Annotated in this window: 12 protein-coding genes; 5 read left to right on the top strand and 7 right to left on the bottom strand. The window is 59.4% G+C overall.

Annotation, left to right across the window (positions count from 1 at the left end):
* Positions 1–2: 2 nt before the first annotated feature.
* Together QMX86_RS13675 and QMX86_RS13670 are read right to left on the bottom strand one after the other, a co-directional pair.
* Complete coding sequence (locus QMX86_RS13675) at positions 3–203, bottom strand: DUF1656 domain-containing protein (protein ID WP_016774855.1); 201 nt, start codon at positions 201–203, stop codon at positions 3–5.
* Positions 193–2,328, bottom strand: coding sequence for an FUSC family protein (locus tag QMX86_RS13670; RefSeq protein ID WP_282383772.1), 2,136 nt, complete (start codon positions 2,326–2,328; stop codon positions 193–195). The genes QMX86_RS13675 and QMX86_RS13670 overlap by 11 nt, the downstream gene beginning before the upstream one ends.
* 171 nt (positions 2,329–2,499) lie before the next feature.
* On the opposite strand from QMX86_RS13670, the gene QMX86_RS13665 reads away from it, so the two are divergent.
* The 3 genes from QMX86_RS13665 to QMX86_RS13655 all read left to right on the top strand — a co-directional run bounded on the left by QMX86_RS13665 (position 2,500) and on the right by QMX86_RS13655 (position 6,858).
* Entirely contained in the window at positions 2,500–3,555 is a 1,056-nt protein-coding gene (locus tag QMX86_RS13665) for a tetratricopeptide repeat protein (RefSeq protein ID WP_122706354.1), read from the top strand.
* 133 nt (positions 3,556–3,688) lie between these two features.
* Positions 3,689–5,191, top strand: a complete 1,503-nt coding sequence (locus QMX86_RS13660) for an ATPase domain-containing protein (protein ID WP_071172556.1) — start codon at positions 3,689–3,691, stop codon at positions 5,189–5,191.
* Positions 5,188–6,858, top strand: coding sequence for an ATP-binding protein (locus QMX86_RS13655; RefSeq protein WP_110645384.1), 1,671 nt, complete (start codon positions 5,188–5,190; stop codon positions 6,856–6,858). The genes QMX86_RS13660 and QMX86_RS13655 overlap by 4 nt, the downstream gene beginning before the upstream one ends.
* Before the next feature lie 46 nt (positions 6,859–6,904).
* On the opposite strand, the gene QMX86_RS13650 is transcribed toward QMX86_RS13655, so the two are convergent.
* The 5 genes from QMX86_RS13650 to QMX86_RS13630 are packed head-to-tail and all read right to left on the bottom strand — an operon-like array spanning position 6,905 to position 13,431.
* Positions 6,905–7,282 carry a response regulator gene (locus QMX86_RS13650; protein ID WP_016774860.1) on the bottom strand — a complete coding sequence of 126 codons (378 nt, stop codon included), beginning with the start codon at positions 7,280–7,282 and terminating at the stop codon, positions 6,905–6,907.
* Between the two features lie 44 nt (positions 7,283–7,326).
* The gene (locus tag QMX86_RS13645) at positions 7,327–8,541 is read right to left on the bottom strand and encodes a hybrid sensor histidine kinase/response regulator (protein WP_016774861.1); all 1,215 of its coding nucleotides are present in this window, start codon (positions 8,539–8,541) and stop codon (positions 7,327–7,329) included.
* On the bottom strand, positions 8,535–9,128 hold the full coding sequence (locus tag QMX86_RS13640; RefSeq protein ID WP_282383765.1) for a chemotaxis protein CheB: 594 nt from the start codon (positions 9,126–9,128) through the stop codon (positions 8,535–8,537). The genes QMX86_RS13645 and QMX86_RS13640 overlap by 7 nt, the downstream gene beginning before the upstream one ends.
* Positions 9,125–9,958: a protein-glutamate O-methyltransferase CheR gene (locus QMX86_RS13635; protein WP_016774863.1), complete on the bottom strand. Its 834-nt coding sequence runs from the start codon at positions 9,956–9,958 to the stop codon at positions 9,125–9,127. Before QMX86_RS13635 ends, QMX86_RS13640 begins: the two co-directional genes overlap by 4 nt.
* A complete protein-coding gene (locus QMX86_RS13630; RefSeq protein ID WP_282383763.1) occupies positions 9,958–13,431 on the bottom strand; it encodes a response regulator in 3,474 nt (1,157 codons plus the stop codon). Before QMX86_RS13630 ends, QMX86_RS13635 begins: the two co-directional genes overlap by 1 nt.
* A gap of 265 nt (positions 13,432–13,696) precedes the next feature.
* Here QMX86_RS13630 and QMX86_RS13625 point away from each other — a divergent pair, with 265 nt between their 5' ends.
* The gene (locus QMX86_RS13625; RefSeq protein ID WP_071172561.1) at positions 13,697–14,056 is read left to right on the top strand and encodes a response regulator; all 360 of its coding nucleotides are present in this window, start codon (positions 13,697–13,699) and stop codon (positions 14,054–14,056) included.
* 118 nt (positions 14,057–14,174) lie between these two features.
* The coding region (locus QMX86_RS13620; protein ID WP_282390395.1) for a glycosyltransferase at positions 14,175–15,014 on the top strand (840 nt) is incomplete at its 3' end.

Raw genomic sequence — 15,014 nt, 5'->3', positions numbered from 1 at the left:
CATCAAGCTCCCATCAACAGAATCAGCGTGGCGCAGACACAGGCGTACAGCGCGCCTTCGAACAGTGCTTCATGCCACACCAGGCGCAGTACGCCGAGGCGCCGCAGACACCAGTCCAGCAACATGAAAATCGGAATCGCCAGTAACAGTGCCTGGGCAATCGGCGGCAGATAAACCCCGCCAATTTCGAAATCAATGGGCAAGTTGCGGTTCTCCTTCCAGGGCTTGAGGTTGCAAATATTCGCCGTGCCGCTCAAGGAACGACACCACAATCAGCAGCGCCACACGCATGCGAAACACCGACCAAAGATGTTCATGACTGGTGGCGTGCAGCTCGTCCAGCTCATCTCCGAGTTGGTGCAACGTGGCCAGCAGCGCCGCAAGCTGGACATCGTCGCGACCGGCAACCAAACGACCGGTCTTGCGCAACGCCGACGCCAGGCGTTGGCCGAACGCATCGGTAAGTAGCGCGTTGTTCTGTGCCTGCTGCCGCAGCTGATGCATGGCCACGCCCAAGGCCACGCATGCCAGGCTGATTTCATACAAGCGCTGCATGGCACGATCGTTCGCCGCTGGCAGCAGGCCGAGCATGCTGGTCAGGCGATCGGTCATCCGACTCTCGAAAGCGAATTGTTGTTCATCGGTCGCCGGCATTTTGCTCAGTTGGTACACCTGCTCCCGCGCTTCGCCGTACAGGCGGCGGATGCGCAAGCCCGGGCGGAACGGGAAGATCAGCGCATAAACGATCAGGGCCAGCATCGCTGCGCTGACGTAGGCGCCGGCGAATTCGAACCATTGAATCGCCGTATTCTGCCCAGTGCCGGTATTTTGCGGTCCGAGCATGAGGAAACTGGAGAGGCCAAGGCCCATGCCGATACCGGCGGTGGCCGGACTGGAAATTCCCACGGCAATGGCATATAGCAGCGGCGCCAGCAGCAAGGCCAGCAGCTCGAAATCACTGATCGCCGGCACCAGCATGAATTGATAGAACGCCGACACCACCAGTGCCAGACCCAAGCCTCGCGCATAGCTTTGCGCAGCCATCAGCGGACGCGGAAAAGTCGCCATCAGCGAGCAGAGAATCCCCACCAGAATCATTCCGCCGCGCGCGCCATCCCAGGCCGTTTCGATCCAGATCAACCCGCTGACCAACAGCGCGGTAAAGGCGCGAATCGCATTCATCGAAGCCAAGGTGAAATCCAGATGCAAAGGACTGCTCTGGCCGCGATAGAGACAACTGGCCGAGCGCCCTTCCTGAATCGCGTCGCTCAGTTCGAGGATCTGCTCAAGTTGCTGCAACAGGCGCGCCTGCTCCCAACGCAGCGCCCAAGCCAATGAACGCAGGGTCGCGCTCATGTTCTCGGATTGCTGCTCGGCCTTGTACGCCAATGCTTCGAACTGTTGCTGCAAGGTAACGAAACGCTGCCGATCGGCACCAGACAGCGCGCGGCCCTGTTGCGCCAGCTGCTCAAGCAACGCCAGTTCCTCGGCACGCAGCTGCTGGACCTCCAGCGGCAGATCGCCCTCCCAGCGTTCGATGAGCAATTCACGCTGATGACGCAGCGCGGTCAGTCGCGAGGTCAGCAGCATCAGTTGATTGCCGAGCAGCAATACCAGGTTGTCGGCACTGCGCAAACGTGGAGCATCGAAATACAAATGACGTCGCAAACCTTCCAGTGCGCTGATCTCACCGAGCAGCTGCATCTGCCGACGCTGGAAATCGGCTTCGCTTTCTTCCGTACGAAGCACCTCGGCAGCGTGGCTGGCCGCCAGTTTTATGACCTGATCGATTTTGGCGAAATAGCCCTTGGCGACGGCTTCAGGCCGGGCCGTCAGCAAACTGACCACACAGACACAGGCAACCGCCAACAGGGTTTCGGTGACGCGGGTGACCGCCAGCAGAAAGGTGCCGTCCTGATCCGGAATCGCCAGTAAAGCTACGACCACAGCGGTGTAACCACTGAGCACGAACGCCTGGGAACTGGTGTAGCGCAGCAAGGTGCCGCCCGCCGTGCACAGCGCCAGCCACAACGCCAATGTCGTGATGAACGGCAGCGGGGCCTGAGGGAAAATCGCCATGATCAGCACCGCCACCGCGGCACCCACGGTGGTGCCGATCACCTGGCCGAAACTGCGCGCCAGTGCCATCCCTGCCAGTGGCTGGCTGACGATCACCACGGCCATGATTGACCACTTCGGCTGTTCGAGATCGAAGATGAACGCCAGATAAAGGGTCAACAGCCCGGCGGCGATGGTCCGCAGGGCAAACAGCAGAACAGCCTGACCGGGATGGATCAAAGCCTTGAAATAGGTGTAAAGCGCAGACATGGGCACTCTCTTTAAAACGACTTCTGCAAGCGTAGACATTGCAGCAAAAGCCTGACGGATTTCACAGTCGACACGTGTTGTAGGACGATTCGCTGGCAACGGTTTGACTCACGCGCCAAGCTGAACGAAGCTTGCCGTTCTGCTCAAGTTCGAAGCTTTCGGAAACCCCGCATGACTCAGTCCCGCCGCAACCTGCTGATCGGCCTAGGCCTCGTACTGATCCTCGGCGTCGTCTGGCTGTCCTGGCGCAGCAGCACTCCGACCATCCCCGATGCTATCAAACATGGCTACAGCGAAGCGCTGAACGCCGCGCGCACCGGTGAGCCCGGAGCGGCGCGCCAGTTGTACCAGCAATTGGGCCGCCCGGACATCTCGGTCAAGCGCCGGGTCTGGCTGCATGGCGAACTGCCCAATTACCCCAGTCCGCAGGCGTTGAAGCTGGCGGACATCGACTTGCATCACGAAGCGCCGCAAGTGCGCGTCGCAGCGATCAAAAGCATCGTCGGTCTGGTGCCCGGCGGGCAGCGCAGTCTGCTGCTAGGACCGTTGCTCGATGATGAAGAACAAGCTGTCCGTTTCGCCGCGATCAATGCCCTGCTCGGCCTGGCCCCGGACGAGCTCGGCCTGTATTTCGCACCGCTACAGCAGGCCATCGACGGCTGGCAACAGACCTTGGAAAGCCAGCCGGAAAGCGCCGCCAACTATGCTCAACTGGCCCGTCTCTATATTCACAACGCCGAATACAAACAGGCCCAACAGGCGTTGGACAATACCTTGCGTCTGGAACCGGGCAACCTGCCAGCGCTGGTCATGCAGATCGATGTGCTCGACCGCCAGGGCCAGAGCGATGCCGCTCGCCAGTTGCTTGCCCGCCAGCTCAAGGCGCAGCCCGATTCGGCCTATCTGCAACATGCCCTCGGCCTGTGGCTGCTGCACCACGGCCAGCGCGAATATGCCCTGCTCGGCCTGTCCAAAGCGGTCGAGCTGGAACCGGACAACAAGGATTATCGCTACGACCTCGCCACCACCCTGCACAGCGCGGAAGAGCTGGAAGCGGCGCAGAAACAATTGCAGGAAATCGTTCAGCGCCACCCCGCCGACCGCAGGGCGCGGGTGTTGTTGATCAACTATTGGAAGGAAAGCGGCCAATTGCAGAATGTGCAGATTCTGCTGGCGCAACTGGAGCAGCTGAATCCGGACGACCCGGCCCTGCAACAAGGTCTTTAATCAAGGTAAAGCGGGTGCAATCAACCACCTGTCGAAAGAAAAAGCGGAACCGTGAACATGCCCTGAGGTCAAGTTATTCAGGCGGCTCACTTAAGCCAGCCGCCGGATTACCCTAGTCATAAGAGGGCGTTTTTTGACTACATCAAACGAGTTGATCAGTGCAAAGGCCGCCGTCGGCATTGTAGGTCTGGATGACATCCTTGCCGGTGGCCTGTCTCGCGGCCATGTGTTTTTGCTCGAGGGGGAACCCGGAACCGGCAAAACCACCGTGGCTTTGCATTTCCTCCGCGCCGGTGCGCTGGCCGGGGAACGTTGCTTGTACATCACTCTCTCGGAAACCGAGAAAGAACTGCGTCAAGGTGCGCTCTCCCACGGCTGGGAGCTGAACGAAAACATCAAGATCTTCGAGCTGACACCGCCGGAAAGCCTGCTCAATGCCGAACACCAGCAAAGCCTGCTGTATTCCTCGGACCTTGAACTGGGCGAGGCGACCAGGCAGATTTTCGAAGTGGTCGAACGCTTCAAACCGACCCGTGTAGTGCTCGACAGCCTTTCGGAGATCCGCCTGCTGGCGCAGAGCTCGTTGCGCTATCGTCGGCAGATTCTGGCGATCAAGCACTACTTTGTGCGCTACGACGCCACCGTCCTGCTGCTCGATGACCTGACCACCGAATCCCTCGACAAGACCGTGCACAGTGTCGCCCACGGCGTGATTCGCCTTGAAGAGCTGACGCCAAGCTACGGCGCCGAGCGTCGCCGGGTACGAGTGGTCAAGTATCGCGGGCAGAAATACCGTGGCGGTTTCCACGATTTCACCATCATGGGCGACGGCGTCCATGTTTTCCCACGCCTGGTAGCGGCGGAACATCGCGGCGACTACGCGCGGCTGCAGTTGTCCAGCGGCATCCCGCAAATGGACGCCCTGCTCGGCGGCGGCATCGAGACCGGCTCCAGCACGCTGATTCTCGGCCCGGCCGGTACCGGCAAATCAATGATTTCGATGATCTTCGCCGCCGCAGCGGTGGCCCGAGGCGAAAAAGCCGCGCTGTTCATTTTCGATGAAGAGCTGGGCCTGCTGTTCGAACGCATGCGTCATCTGGGCATCGACCTCAAAGCCTTGCAGGCCACCGGTAATCTGCTTATCGAACAAGTAGACGCCGCCGAATTGTCTCCCGGTGAGTTGTCCCATCGCGTGCGCCGTTGCGTCGATGAGCTGGGTATCAAAACCGTGGTGATCGACAGCATCAACGGCTATCAGGCAGCGATGCCGGAAGAAAACGCGCTGGTGCTGCACATGCACGAGCTGCTGCTGTACCTTAACCGCAAAGGCGCGGCGACTTTCATGACGGTCGCCCAGCACGGCTTGGTGGGCGATATGCAGGCGCCTGTCGATATCACTTACCTGGCCGACACGGTGATTCTGTTGCGCTACTTCGAAGCCCTCGGCAAAGTCCGCCGGGCGATCTCGATTATCAAGAAACGTACCGGCAACCACGAGTCGACCATCCGTGAATACCGGATCTCCTCGCGTGGCATGACCATCGGCCAACCGCTGGAATCCTTCCAGGGCGTGCTGCGTGGCGTGCCGACCTACATGGGAGCGAGCAATCCATTGCTTGAGGATGAAAGCTTGTGACGGTCAACACGCCGTTGGCCGAGCGGGTGCTGGTGCTGGCGCCCATGGGTCGTGACAGCCAGATCGCGTTGATGATTCTCAACGAAGCCGGTTACGGCGGCATGGTGGCGCCGAATCTCGCCGCTCTGTGCACGGAACTGGAGGTCGGCGCCGGGTTGCTGCTGATTGCTGCTGAAGCGCTGCGCGGACCGGAACTGGAAGGGCTTATAGCCTACCTTGACCAGCAACCCGCGTGGTCGGACATGCCCATCGTGCTGCTGACTCATCATGGCGGCGATGAACAAGGTCCGCCGTCGCGTCTCAGCACCCTGCTCGGCAACGTGACTTTTCTCGAGCGCCCCTTCCATCCCGCGACGCTGGTCAGTCTGGTCTCTGCCGCCCTGCGTGGGCGGCGACGACAATATGAAGCGCGGGATCGGCTGATCGACCTGAGTGAAAGCGAACGACGCCTGCAATCAACTCTGGAAACCCTCGAACAACAGGTTGAAGAGCGCACCGCACAACTTCGCCACAACGAAGAAGCGCTGCGCCAATCGCAGAAAATGGAAGCGGTCGGCCAACTGACTGGCGGCATTGCTCACGACTTCAACAATATGCTCACCGGCATCATCGGTAGCCTGGAACTGCTGCGCCGACGGCTGGCCCGGGGCCGCACCGAAGACCTCGACAGTCTGATCGATCTAGGCGTGACCTCCGCCAACCGCGCCGCCGGCCTGACTCACCGCTTGTTGGCGTTCTCCCGCCGGCAATCGCTCGACCCGAAAGCCGTGCAGATGAACACGCTGGTGCTGTCGATGGGCGAGCTGCTGCAACGCAGCCTCAATGAGAGCATTCATCTGGAAATGCGCCTGGACGACAACCTCTGGGTTGCCGAGGCCGATCCCAATCAACTCGAAAGCGCCCTGCTCAACCTGGTAATCAACGCCCGCGATGCGATGCCCGAGGGCGGCAAACTGGTGGTGGAAACCAGCAACCAGGTGCTGCATCGCGATTTCACGGCTGCATACAGTAATCTGGAGCCGGGCGATTACGTGATGCTCAGCGTCACTGACAACGGCAGCGGCATGCCGCAGAGTGTGGTCAGCCGCGCGTTCGATCCGTTCTTTACGACCAAGCCGATCGGCCAGGGCACCGGCCTCGGACTGTCGATGATCTATGGCTTCAGCAAGCAGTCGCGCGGGCATGTGTCGATCGACAGTGAAGTCGATCAAGGCACCACGGTAAAACTCTACCTGCCGCGTTTCCGTGGTGAAGAAGTGGAAATTCCCGTCTCGGATTCGCAGCAGGCTCCGTATGCGATGGATGGCGAAACCGTACTCATCGTCGAAGACGATCCGGCAGTGCGCGTGTTGGTCAGCGCCGTGCTCAGTGAGTTGGGTTATGCGTTCGTGGAGGCCGGTGATGCCGACGGCGCCATGCCGATTCTAAACTCGACGCAACGCATCGACCTGCTGATCAGCGATGTTGGCCTACCGGGGATGAACGGTCGTCAACTGGCGGAGGTTGGTCGGCAATATCGCCCAGGTCTGAAAGTGTTGTTCATCACCGGTTATGCCGAGCACGCGGCGGTGCGCGGTGGCTTCCTCGACTCGGGAATGCAGATGATCACCAAGCCCTTCACCTTTGATCTGCTCACCGCCAAGGTGCGCGAGATGATCAATAGCTGATTCTCATGCAGGAGCTGCCGAAGGCTCGGCAGCTCCTGCATGACAATCAGGCCAGCAACTCCTGAATCTTTTCCTGCAATACATCCAGATCGAACGGTTTTTCCAGGATCGGTGCCTTGCTGGTGATCGGGCTGCCGGTTTCACGGATTTCCTGCGGGTAGCCGCTGATGAAAATCACTTTGAGGTCCGGTCGCAATTTCACCGCTGGCTCGGCAATCTGCACGCCGGAGATCCCGCCCGGCAGGCGGAAATCGGTAATCAGCATGTCCAGGTGAGGTTTGCTGGCGAGGATCTCGAAAGCCTGCTCGCCATTTTCCGCTTGCAACACGCGATAGCCCTGCCCTGACAGGTAATCCGTCAGGACCATCAAGATAACCGGTTCGTCTTCGACGACGAGTACTACATCTTGCGCATCTACGCTCATGGGAAGCCTTTGTTCGGTCAATAGCTGCTGATACGACCGTGTGGTCACTCAGAGGTTGCGTCGGATATGCCGTTTTCCTGGATCGGCAGACAAACGCGAAACAGGGCGCCTTCGTTGATTTCACTCTCGACGACGATGGAGCCGCCATGGGCGGCGACGATCTGCTCGGAAATGAACAGACCCAGCCCGAGCCCGGCCACCACCGTCTTGGCGGACACCCGTTCGAACTGCTGAAAAATACGCTTCTGGTTCTCGGCGCTGATGCCGATGCCGTGATCCTGGACCTCGACCCGAGCCTCGTCAGCTTCGCGATAGACGCGCACCTGAATCGGGCTGCGACCGCCGTAACGCAAGGCGTTGGTCAGCAGATTGGACACCACTTGCTCGATGCGGAACTCGTCCCAGCAACCTTCGACCGGCTCGGACGCCTCAAAGGAAACGCTGGTTTCCGCCGCTTCCATTTGCGGTGCAAAATTTTGCAGCAGATTGCTGACCAGTTGCACCAGATCGAAACGACTCGGGCGGATCGACAGTTTGCCGGTGCGGATTCGCGAGACATCGAGCATGTCTTCGATCAGGCGAATCAGGCTTTTGATCTGCCGCTCATCGCGGTCGACCATCGCCTGCATCTTGTCGAGGGTGAACGCCGCGGCGTTATCCCGCGCCAGGTGCATCTTGCGCAGCTGGGTTTCAAGAATCAGACCATTGAGCGGCGTGCGCACCTCGTGCGCAACGATGGACATGAAGTCATCGCGCATGCGCACCGCTTGTTCCAGCTCAAGCTGCGTGCTTTGCAGCTGTTGCAGCAGCGCTTCCTGCTCGCGTCGGGCCTGCTCGAGCGCCTCGACCTGCTGTTTCATGGCCTTGCTCTGGCGATACAGATCGACGAAAACGTTAACCTTGCTCTTCACCGCATGAATGTCCAGCGGCTTGTGCAGGAAGTCCACCGCACCGCTTTCGTAGCCCTTGAACGCGTAGTTGAGTTCACGGCCAGCGGCGCTGACGAAAATGATCGGAATGTTCTTGGTCTTCTCGGTGCCGCGCATCAACTCGGCCAGTTCGAAGCCGTTCATGCCGGGCATCTGCACGTCGAGAATGGCCATGGCGAATTCGTGTTGCAGCAACAGCGACAGTGCCTCGTCCGCCGACAGAGCCTTGTAGACCGTGCGATCCTCGCGCTTGATCAGCGCTTCCAGCGCCAGCAGGTTTTCTGGCAGATCGTCAACGATCAACAGTTTGGCTTGGATATTACTCAGCATGCGATTCGTTCCAGCTCGACTAGCAGACGGCCGATGCCGTGAATGGGTAGGACATGATCCGGCTGCAGAACGTTCAGTGCAGCCTGGGGCATGGTGGCGACTTGTGCATCATCGGGGTCTTGAACAATGGTCAGGCCGCCGCAGTGCTTGACGCAGGCCAACCCGCGCGCGCCATCGTGATTGGCGCCGGTCAGCAGGACAGCGGCGAGTGTCTCGCCGTAAACATCAGCGGCCGATTCAAACAGGTAATCAATAGACGGCCGCGAATGATGTACGCGGTCCTCGAGGCTCAGCGACAGGCTGAGATCCGCTTCGACCGACAAGTGATAACCGGGCGTGGCGAAATACACCGTGCCGGCTTCAATGTCCTGCTTGTCTTCAGCTTCCTTGACCGGCATCGCCACACGGCGGGAGAACACTTCGGCCAGATGACTGCGGCGTTCTTCCGGCAGATGCAGAACGATGATGATCGGCAGCACATAGCCTTTGCGTAATGGCCCGAGCAGGGTCAGCAACGCCTCGACACCGCCTGCGGAGGCGCCGATCACGACGGCCTCGATGCGAGGCAGGCTCGGGGTGTCGTTCATGATTTGCGGTAGATCCGTTCTTGTTTGACCAACGCCTCGAACTGGTTCGAATAGTTGGAAAAATCCAGGGTTTCCTTGCTGCCCAGCACCAGAAAGCCGCGATGCGACAACGATTCATGGAACAGCCCGAACGCCCGGTCCTGCAACTTCTTGTTGAAATAGATCAGCACGTTGCGGCAGGAAATCAACTGGGTTTCGGAGAACACGCTGTCGGTGGCCAGGCTGTGGTCGGCGAACGTCACGTTCTCGCACAGGCTCTTGTCGAAAATCGCGTAGCCGTAGGCTGCCGTGTAGTAATCGGCAAACGAACGCTGACCGCCGGCCTGCTGATAGTTGGCAGTGTAGGCGCGGACGTTTTCCATGGAGAAAATCCCTTGCTTGGCCTTCTCCAGCGAGCGCGGGTTGATGTCGGTGGCGTAAATGATCGTGCGGTCGAGCAGGCCTTCCTCGCGCAACAGGATCGCCATCGAATAGACCTCCTCGCCCGTGCTGCATCCGGCAATCCAGATCTTCAGCGACGGATAGGTGCGCAGCAGCGGCACCACTTCGTTGCGGATCGCCAGGAAATGCGACGGATCGCGGAACATCTCGCTGACCGGGATCGTCAGCAGTTGCAGCAGTTGCATGAACGCCGTCGGGTCGTGCAGGACTTTTTCTTGCAGGGCCGAGATGGTTGCGCACTCGAACTGACTCAGCGCGTGCTGCACCCGGCGCTTGATCGAAGCGCCGGAGTAGTCGCGAAAGTCATAGCTGTATTTCAGGTAAATCGCCTCGATCAACAAGCGTAATTCGATTTCGCTGTTGCGCTCGGCTGAACTGCTGCGTTCCACTAGATGCGTTCCATTTTCGGTAACCACACACGTATCAGCGAGAACAGACGATCAAGGTCGATGGGCTTGGCCAGGTAATCGTTGGCGCCCGCTTGCAGGCAGCGCTCCTGATCGTCCTTCATGGCCTTGGCCGTCACCGCGATGATCGGCAGCTTGCGCCAGCGCGGATCCTTGCGGATTTCCATGGTGGCTTCGAAGCCATCCATTTCCGGCATCATCACGTCCATCAGCACCAGGTCGATGTCCTCGACTTCATGAAGTTTCTCAATCGCTTCGCGGCCATTACGGCCGATCACCACGACTGCGCCTTTGTGTTCCAGCGCGCTGGTCAGGGCGAAGATGTTGCGCACATCGTCGTCCACCAGCAGCACTTTGCGACCTTCAAAGACCTTGTCGCGGCTGCGCGCGGTCTTGAGCATCTTCTGCCGTTCATGGGACAGCTGCGATTCGACTTTGTGCAGAAAGAGTGTGACCTCATCGAGCAACCGCTCCGGGGAGCGTGCGCCCTTGATGATGATCGAGCGCGAATACTTGCGCAGTTCGGCCTCTTCGTCGCGGGTCAGGTTGCGTCCGGTGTAAACGATGACCGGCGGGAACGAGCAGATGTCCTCGGTGGACATGCGCTTGAGCAGATCGTTGCCGAGCATGTCCGGCAGCTTGAGATCAATGACCATGCAGTCGTAGATGGTCGTGCGCAGCAATTCCAGAGCGTCCTGAGCCAGGCCGACCGCAGTGATTTCAATGTCTTCGTCGCCAATCAGCCGCGCGATGCTTTCGCGTTGCAGATCGTCATCTTCGACCAGCAGCACGCGTTTGACCTTCTGCGTCAGCTTGGCCTCGAGACGGGCGAACACATCTTTGAGCTCTTCGCGGGTGGTCGGCTTCACTGCGTAGCCGATCGCGCCCATGTGCATGGCGGCTTCGACGCGGTCTTCCACGGAAATCACGTGCACCGGAATGTGCCGGGTTTCGGCGCGTTCTTTCAGGCGTTGCAGCACGGTCAGACCGGAATGATCCGGCAGGCGCATGTCGAGCAGGATCGCATCCGGCACGAATTCGCGCGCCAGGTCGTAACCTTCGTCAGCGCCGTGGGCGACCAGACACATGTAGCCCAACTCATGGGCCAGGTCATAGAGGATACGGGCGAAGTTCGGTTCGTCCTCCACCACCAGAATGCAGCGGGTGGCGAACGGTGCCTTGTCGCGATCGTCGGCAAAGCGCGGGATGACTGCCGGAATCGCCGATGCGAGCGGAGCCGCAACAGCAACTGGCGCAGGCGTCACAGGTGCCGGGTGGAAGGTCAGCGGCGCGGCCGGCGTTTCACCGAATTCGTGATACTGACGCGGCAACACTAGCGTAAACGTACTGCCCTGCCCCGGCACGCTGTCGACGCTGATCGAACCGCCCAGCAACGTCGCCAGATCCCGCGAGATCGACAGGCCCAGACCGGTGCCGCCGTACTTGCGATTGGTGGTGCCATCCGCCTGACGGAACGCCTCGAAGATACTTTCCTGCTGATCCGCGGCGATACCGATCCCGGAATCCTTGACGCTGAAGGCGATGTGATCATTCGGCTGCGCGGTGATGCTCAGGCTCACGGCGCCGTGCTCGGTGAACTTGATCGCGTTGGACAGCAGGTTCTTGATCACCTGCTCCAGACGCTGACGGTCGGTGAACAGCAAGCCCGGTGCGTCCGGCTGAACCTCGACGCTGAAGGCCAGTTTCTTGTCCGCCGCCAACGGTTCGAACATCGAGCGCAAGCCGTCGACCAGACGATCGACGCGGGTGTTTTCGGCAATCACTTCAAGCTTGCCGGCCTCGACCTTGGAAATGTCGAGAATGTCGTTGATCAGGTTGAGCAGATCGTTGCCGGCCGAATAGATCGATTCGGCGAACTTGACCTGTTCCGCCGACAGATTCTGCTGCGGGTTTTCCGCCAACAGTTTGGCCAGAATCAGCGAACTGTTGAGCGGCGTGCGCAGTTCGTGGGACATGTTGGCGAGGAATTCGGACTTGTACTTGCTCGAGCGTTGCAGCTCTTCGGCACGCTCTTCAAGCTGGATCTGCGCATGATTCAGCTCGGTGTTTTTCTTGTCCATCGCATCGCGCTGCTCGGCGAGCTGCTCGTTGGTCTGCTCCAGCTCCACTTGCTGGGTTTCCAGATGCGCCTGGGATTCCTTGAGAATCCGCGACTGTTCTTCCAGCTCTTCGTTGGCAGTCTTCAGCTCTTCCTGCTGCACTTGCAGCTCTTCATTGAGCTGCTGGGTTTCGGCGAGCACTTCCTGCAAGCGCTGACGGTAACGCGCCGCTTCGATCGAGGTGCCGATGTTGCCAGCAATCAGTTCCAGCAGTTCGATATCGCGCTCGGACAGCGGACGCAGGAAGCCCAGTTCGATCACACCGTTGACCCGATCATCATCGCTGGTCGGCACCACCAGCACACTGTGCGGCAGGCCTGCGCCGAGACCGGAGCTGACTTTGAAATAGTCGCCCGGGACCGCGTCGAGACGGATCAGGCGTGCCTGTTCTGCCACTTGGCCGACGATGCCTTCGCCGCTGTAAATCGTTTGATTGAGCTCTTCCTGCTCGCGGGAGAAACCATAAGTCGCCACGCGCTTGAGGCCGCCATGTTCTTCGCGCACATAAAGCGCGGCGACGGCAGTGCCAAGGTATTGCGCGCAGAATTGCAGAATATTGCGCCCCAGCAGGTTCAGCGTCAGTTGCCCCAGCACCTGCTCGGCCAGTTGTGTCTGGCCATTGCGCAGCCACGCCTGTTTCTCAAGGCGTTCGGCGCTGGCCAGTTGCGCCGCGAGGTTGGCGCTGTAGTTGGTCGACAGGTTTAGCAGATCACGGCGGCCGATGTAGGCCAGCAAACCGCTGATGCCAACGATGAAGATCAGGTAAAGGGTGATGCTCCAGATCGTCGTGCGGCGCACATCCTCGTTGCGCGTGGCGCGCAGCACTTGCTCGGTCTCGATGACGTCCTCGAATTGCTTGCGGATTTCATCGGTCAGGCGCTTGCCCCGCCCGGCCTTGACCGCACCGCGATAGTCGCCACTGCTGCGCTGCAGATCGATCATCGATTGCGCGTAGTTGGCCCATTCCACCTGCAAGGCTTGCAAACGGCGCAAGCGATCGGTCTGCACCGGATTATCGGCGGTCAGCTCCAGCAACGTATTGAGAGCGACCTCGATACGCGGCTTGGCAACTTCGTACGGGTCAAGAAAGTGCTCGTCACCGCTGAGCAGATAGCCGCGCATGCCGGTTTCGAGATCGACAGTGAGTTTCACCGCCTCATTGGCGTTATTGATCACCCGGTCGGTGTGCTCGACCCATTGGATGACCGACAGCAAATAAGTGATCAGCGAGACGAAGAACACGGCGCTGAGCACGCCGACGCCCAGCGGCAGGCTGACGTTGCGACTCAGAAGTTTGCGGAACCGTTGTTCATCAACCGAGGACGGAGAGGACATGGGGCAGCCTTGTCGAACTGTTGAAAACCCGAGAGTTTGCCCCAAAACCCCGCCATGGATCCATTTTTCTCACACAAATGATGGCATTTTCCTACACACGCCTGCGCATTGGACGACGCCAACGGTTATCCTTGCCGCACCGCACTGACCTGTTCTTTTTTGTATCAGCTCGGGAACTTGTGGCTATGCGCCACTTACTCATGCAAGAGTCCGGCAAAATTCGCTTGCCCGGTATCCCCCGATTTCAATTTTTGAGAGTCCTGCCATGTCTGCCAATGCCTCCACTATCCTTGTCGTAGAAGATGACGACATCGTGCGCATGCTCATCGTGGATGTGCTGGAGGAGCTGGAATACACGGTATTGGAGGCTGATGACGGCAACGCGGCACTCGAAATCCTTGCGGATCCTGGCAAAGCCATCGATTTGATGATGACCGACCACGGCCTGCCTGGCATGGATGGTCGCGAACTCTCTCAAAGGGCCCGTCAGCTGCGCCCTGCTCTGCCCATCCTGTTTGCCAGCGGTTATGCCGAGACTATCGAAGTACCCGGCGACATGCATGTCATCGGCAAACCGTTTTCGATTGACCAGTTACGCGACAAGGTCAAATCCATACTGGAATAGTCCTGCGCATCTACCAGCATTGGCTGGAACCCGAGCAATCGTGATCAACCTGAACTGGCGATGAGCACACATCACTGTGGTTTAATTGCGCCCTTTTTTATGCGCCGAGAATCCAGTGATGTCCCACTCCGTTCCCACCAAAGTCCTGGTCATCGGCTACGTCTGGCCCGAGCCCCGCTCTTCGGCGGCCAGCGGGCATGTCATGCAGATTCTTGAAGCGTTCCTCGAGCAAGGCTGGGACATCACGTTCAGCAGCCCGGCCGGCCCGGGGGAACACAAGGCTGACCTGACGTCACTGGGCATTCGCGAAGTGCCGATCGAACTCAACAACAGCAGCTTTGATACGTTCATCAGCGGGTTGGCGCCGGATATCGTGCTGTTCGATCAGTTCATGATGGAAGAACAGTTTGGCTGGCGGGTGGAGAAACACTGCCCGGACGCCCTGCGCATCCTCGAAACATCCGACCTGCAAAGCCTGCGGCATGCGCGTCATCAGCGTCTGAAAGACCGGCTGAAAAGCGACGACGAGCAGACTGATTTCACCGAACTGTTCGCACCGGCATTGCACGAAGAATTCCAGCTGATGGCGAGCACCGATCTGGCCAAACGGGAAATCGCTGCGCTGTACCGGTGCGATTTGAACCTGATGATTTCCGAAGTCGAGATCGACCTGCTGGTGGAGGAATTCGGCCTGCCTCGGCAAATCCTGCATTGGTGTCCGTTGATGATTGATCTTCCGGACACCGCCGCGCCAGGTTTCGAAGAGCGCGCGCATTTCCTCAGCATTGGCAACTTCCGTCACGCGCCAAACTGGGATGCCGTGCTCTGGATGAAGACCACGCTCTGGCCGCTGATCCGCGCGCGCTTGCCTCGCGCGCAACTGCATATCTATGGCGCCTATACGCCGCCCAAAGCCACCGCACTGCACAACCCGGCCCAAGGCTTTCACATCATGGAC

The sequence above is a fragment of the Pseudomonas sp. PS01270 genome (genome assembly GCF_029959775.1).
Lineage (GTDB): Bacteria > Pseudomonadota > Gammaproteobacteria > Pseudomonadales > Pseudomonadaceae > Aquipseudomonas > Aquipseudomonas atacamensis.
Note: the sequence above shows the minus strand (reverse complement) of the source record. Positions and strands in the feature narration are given on the sequence as shown.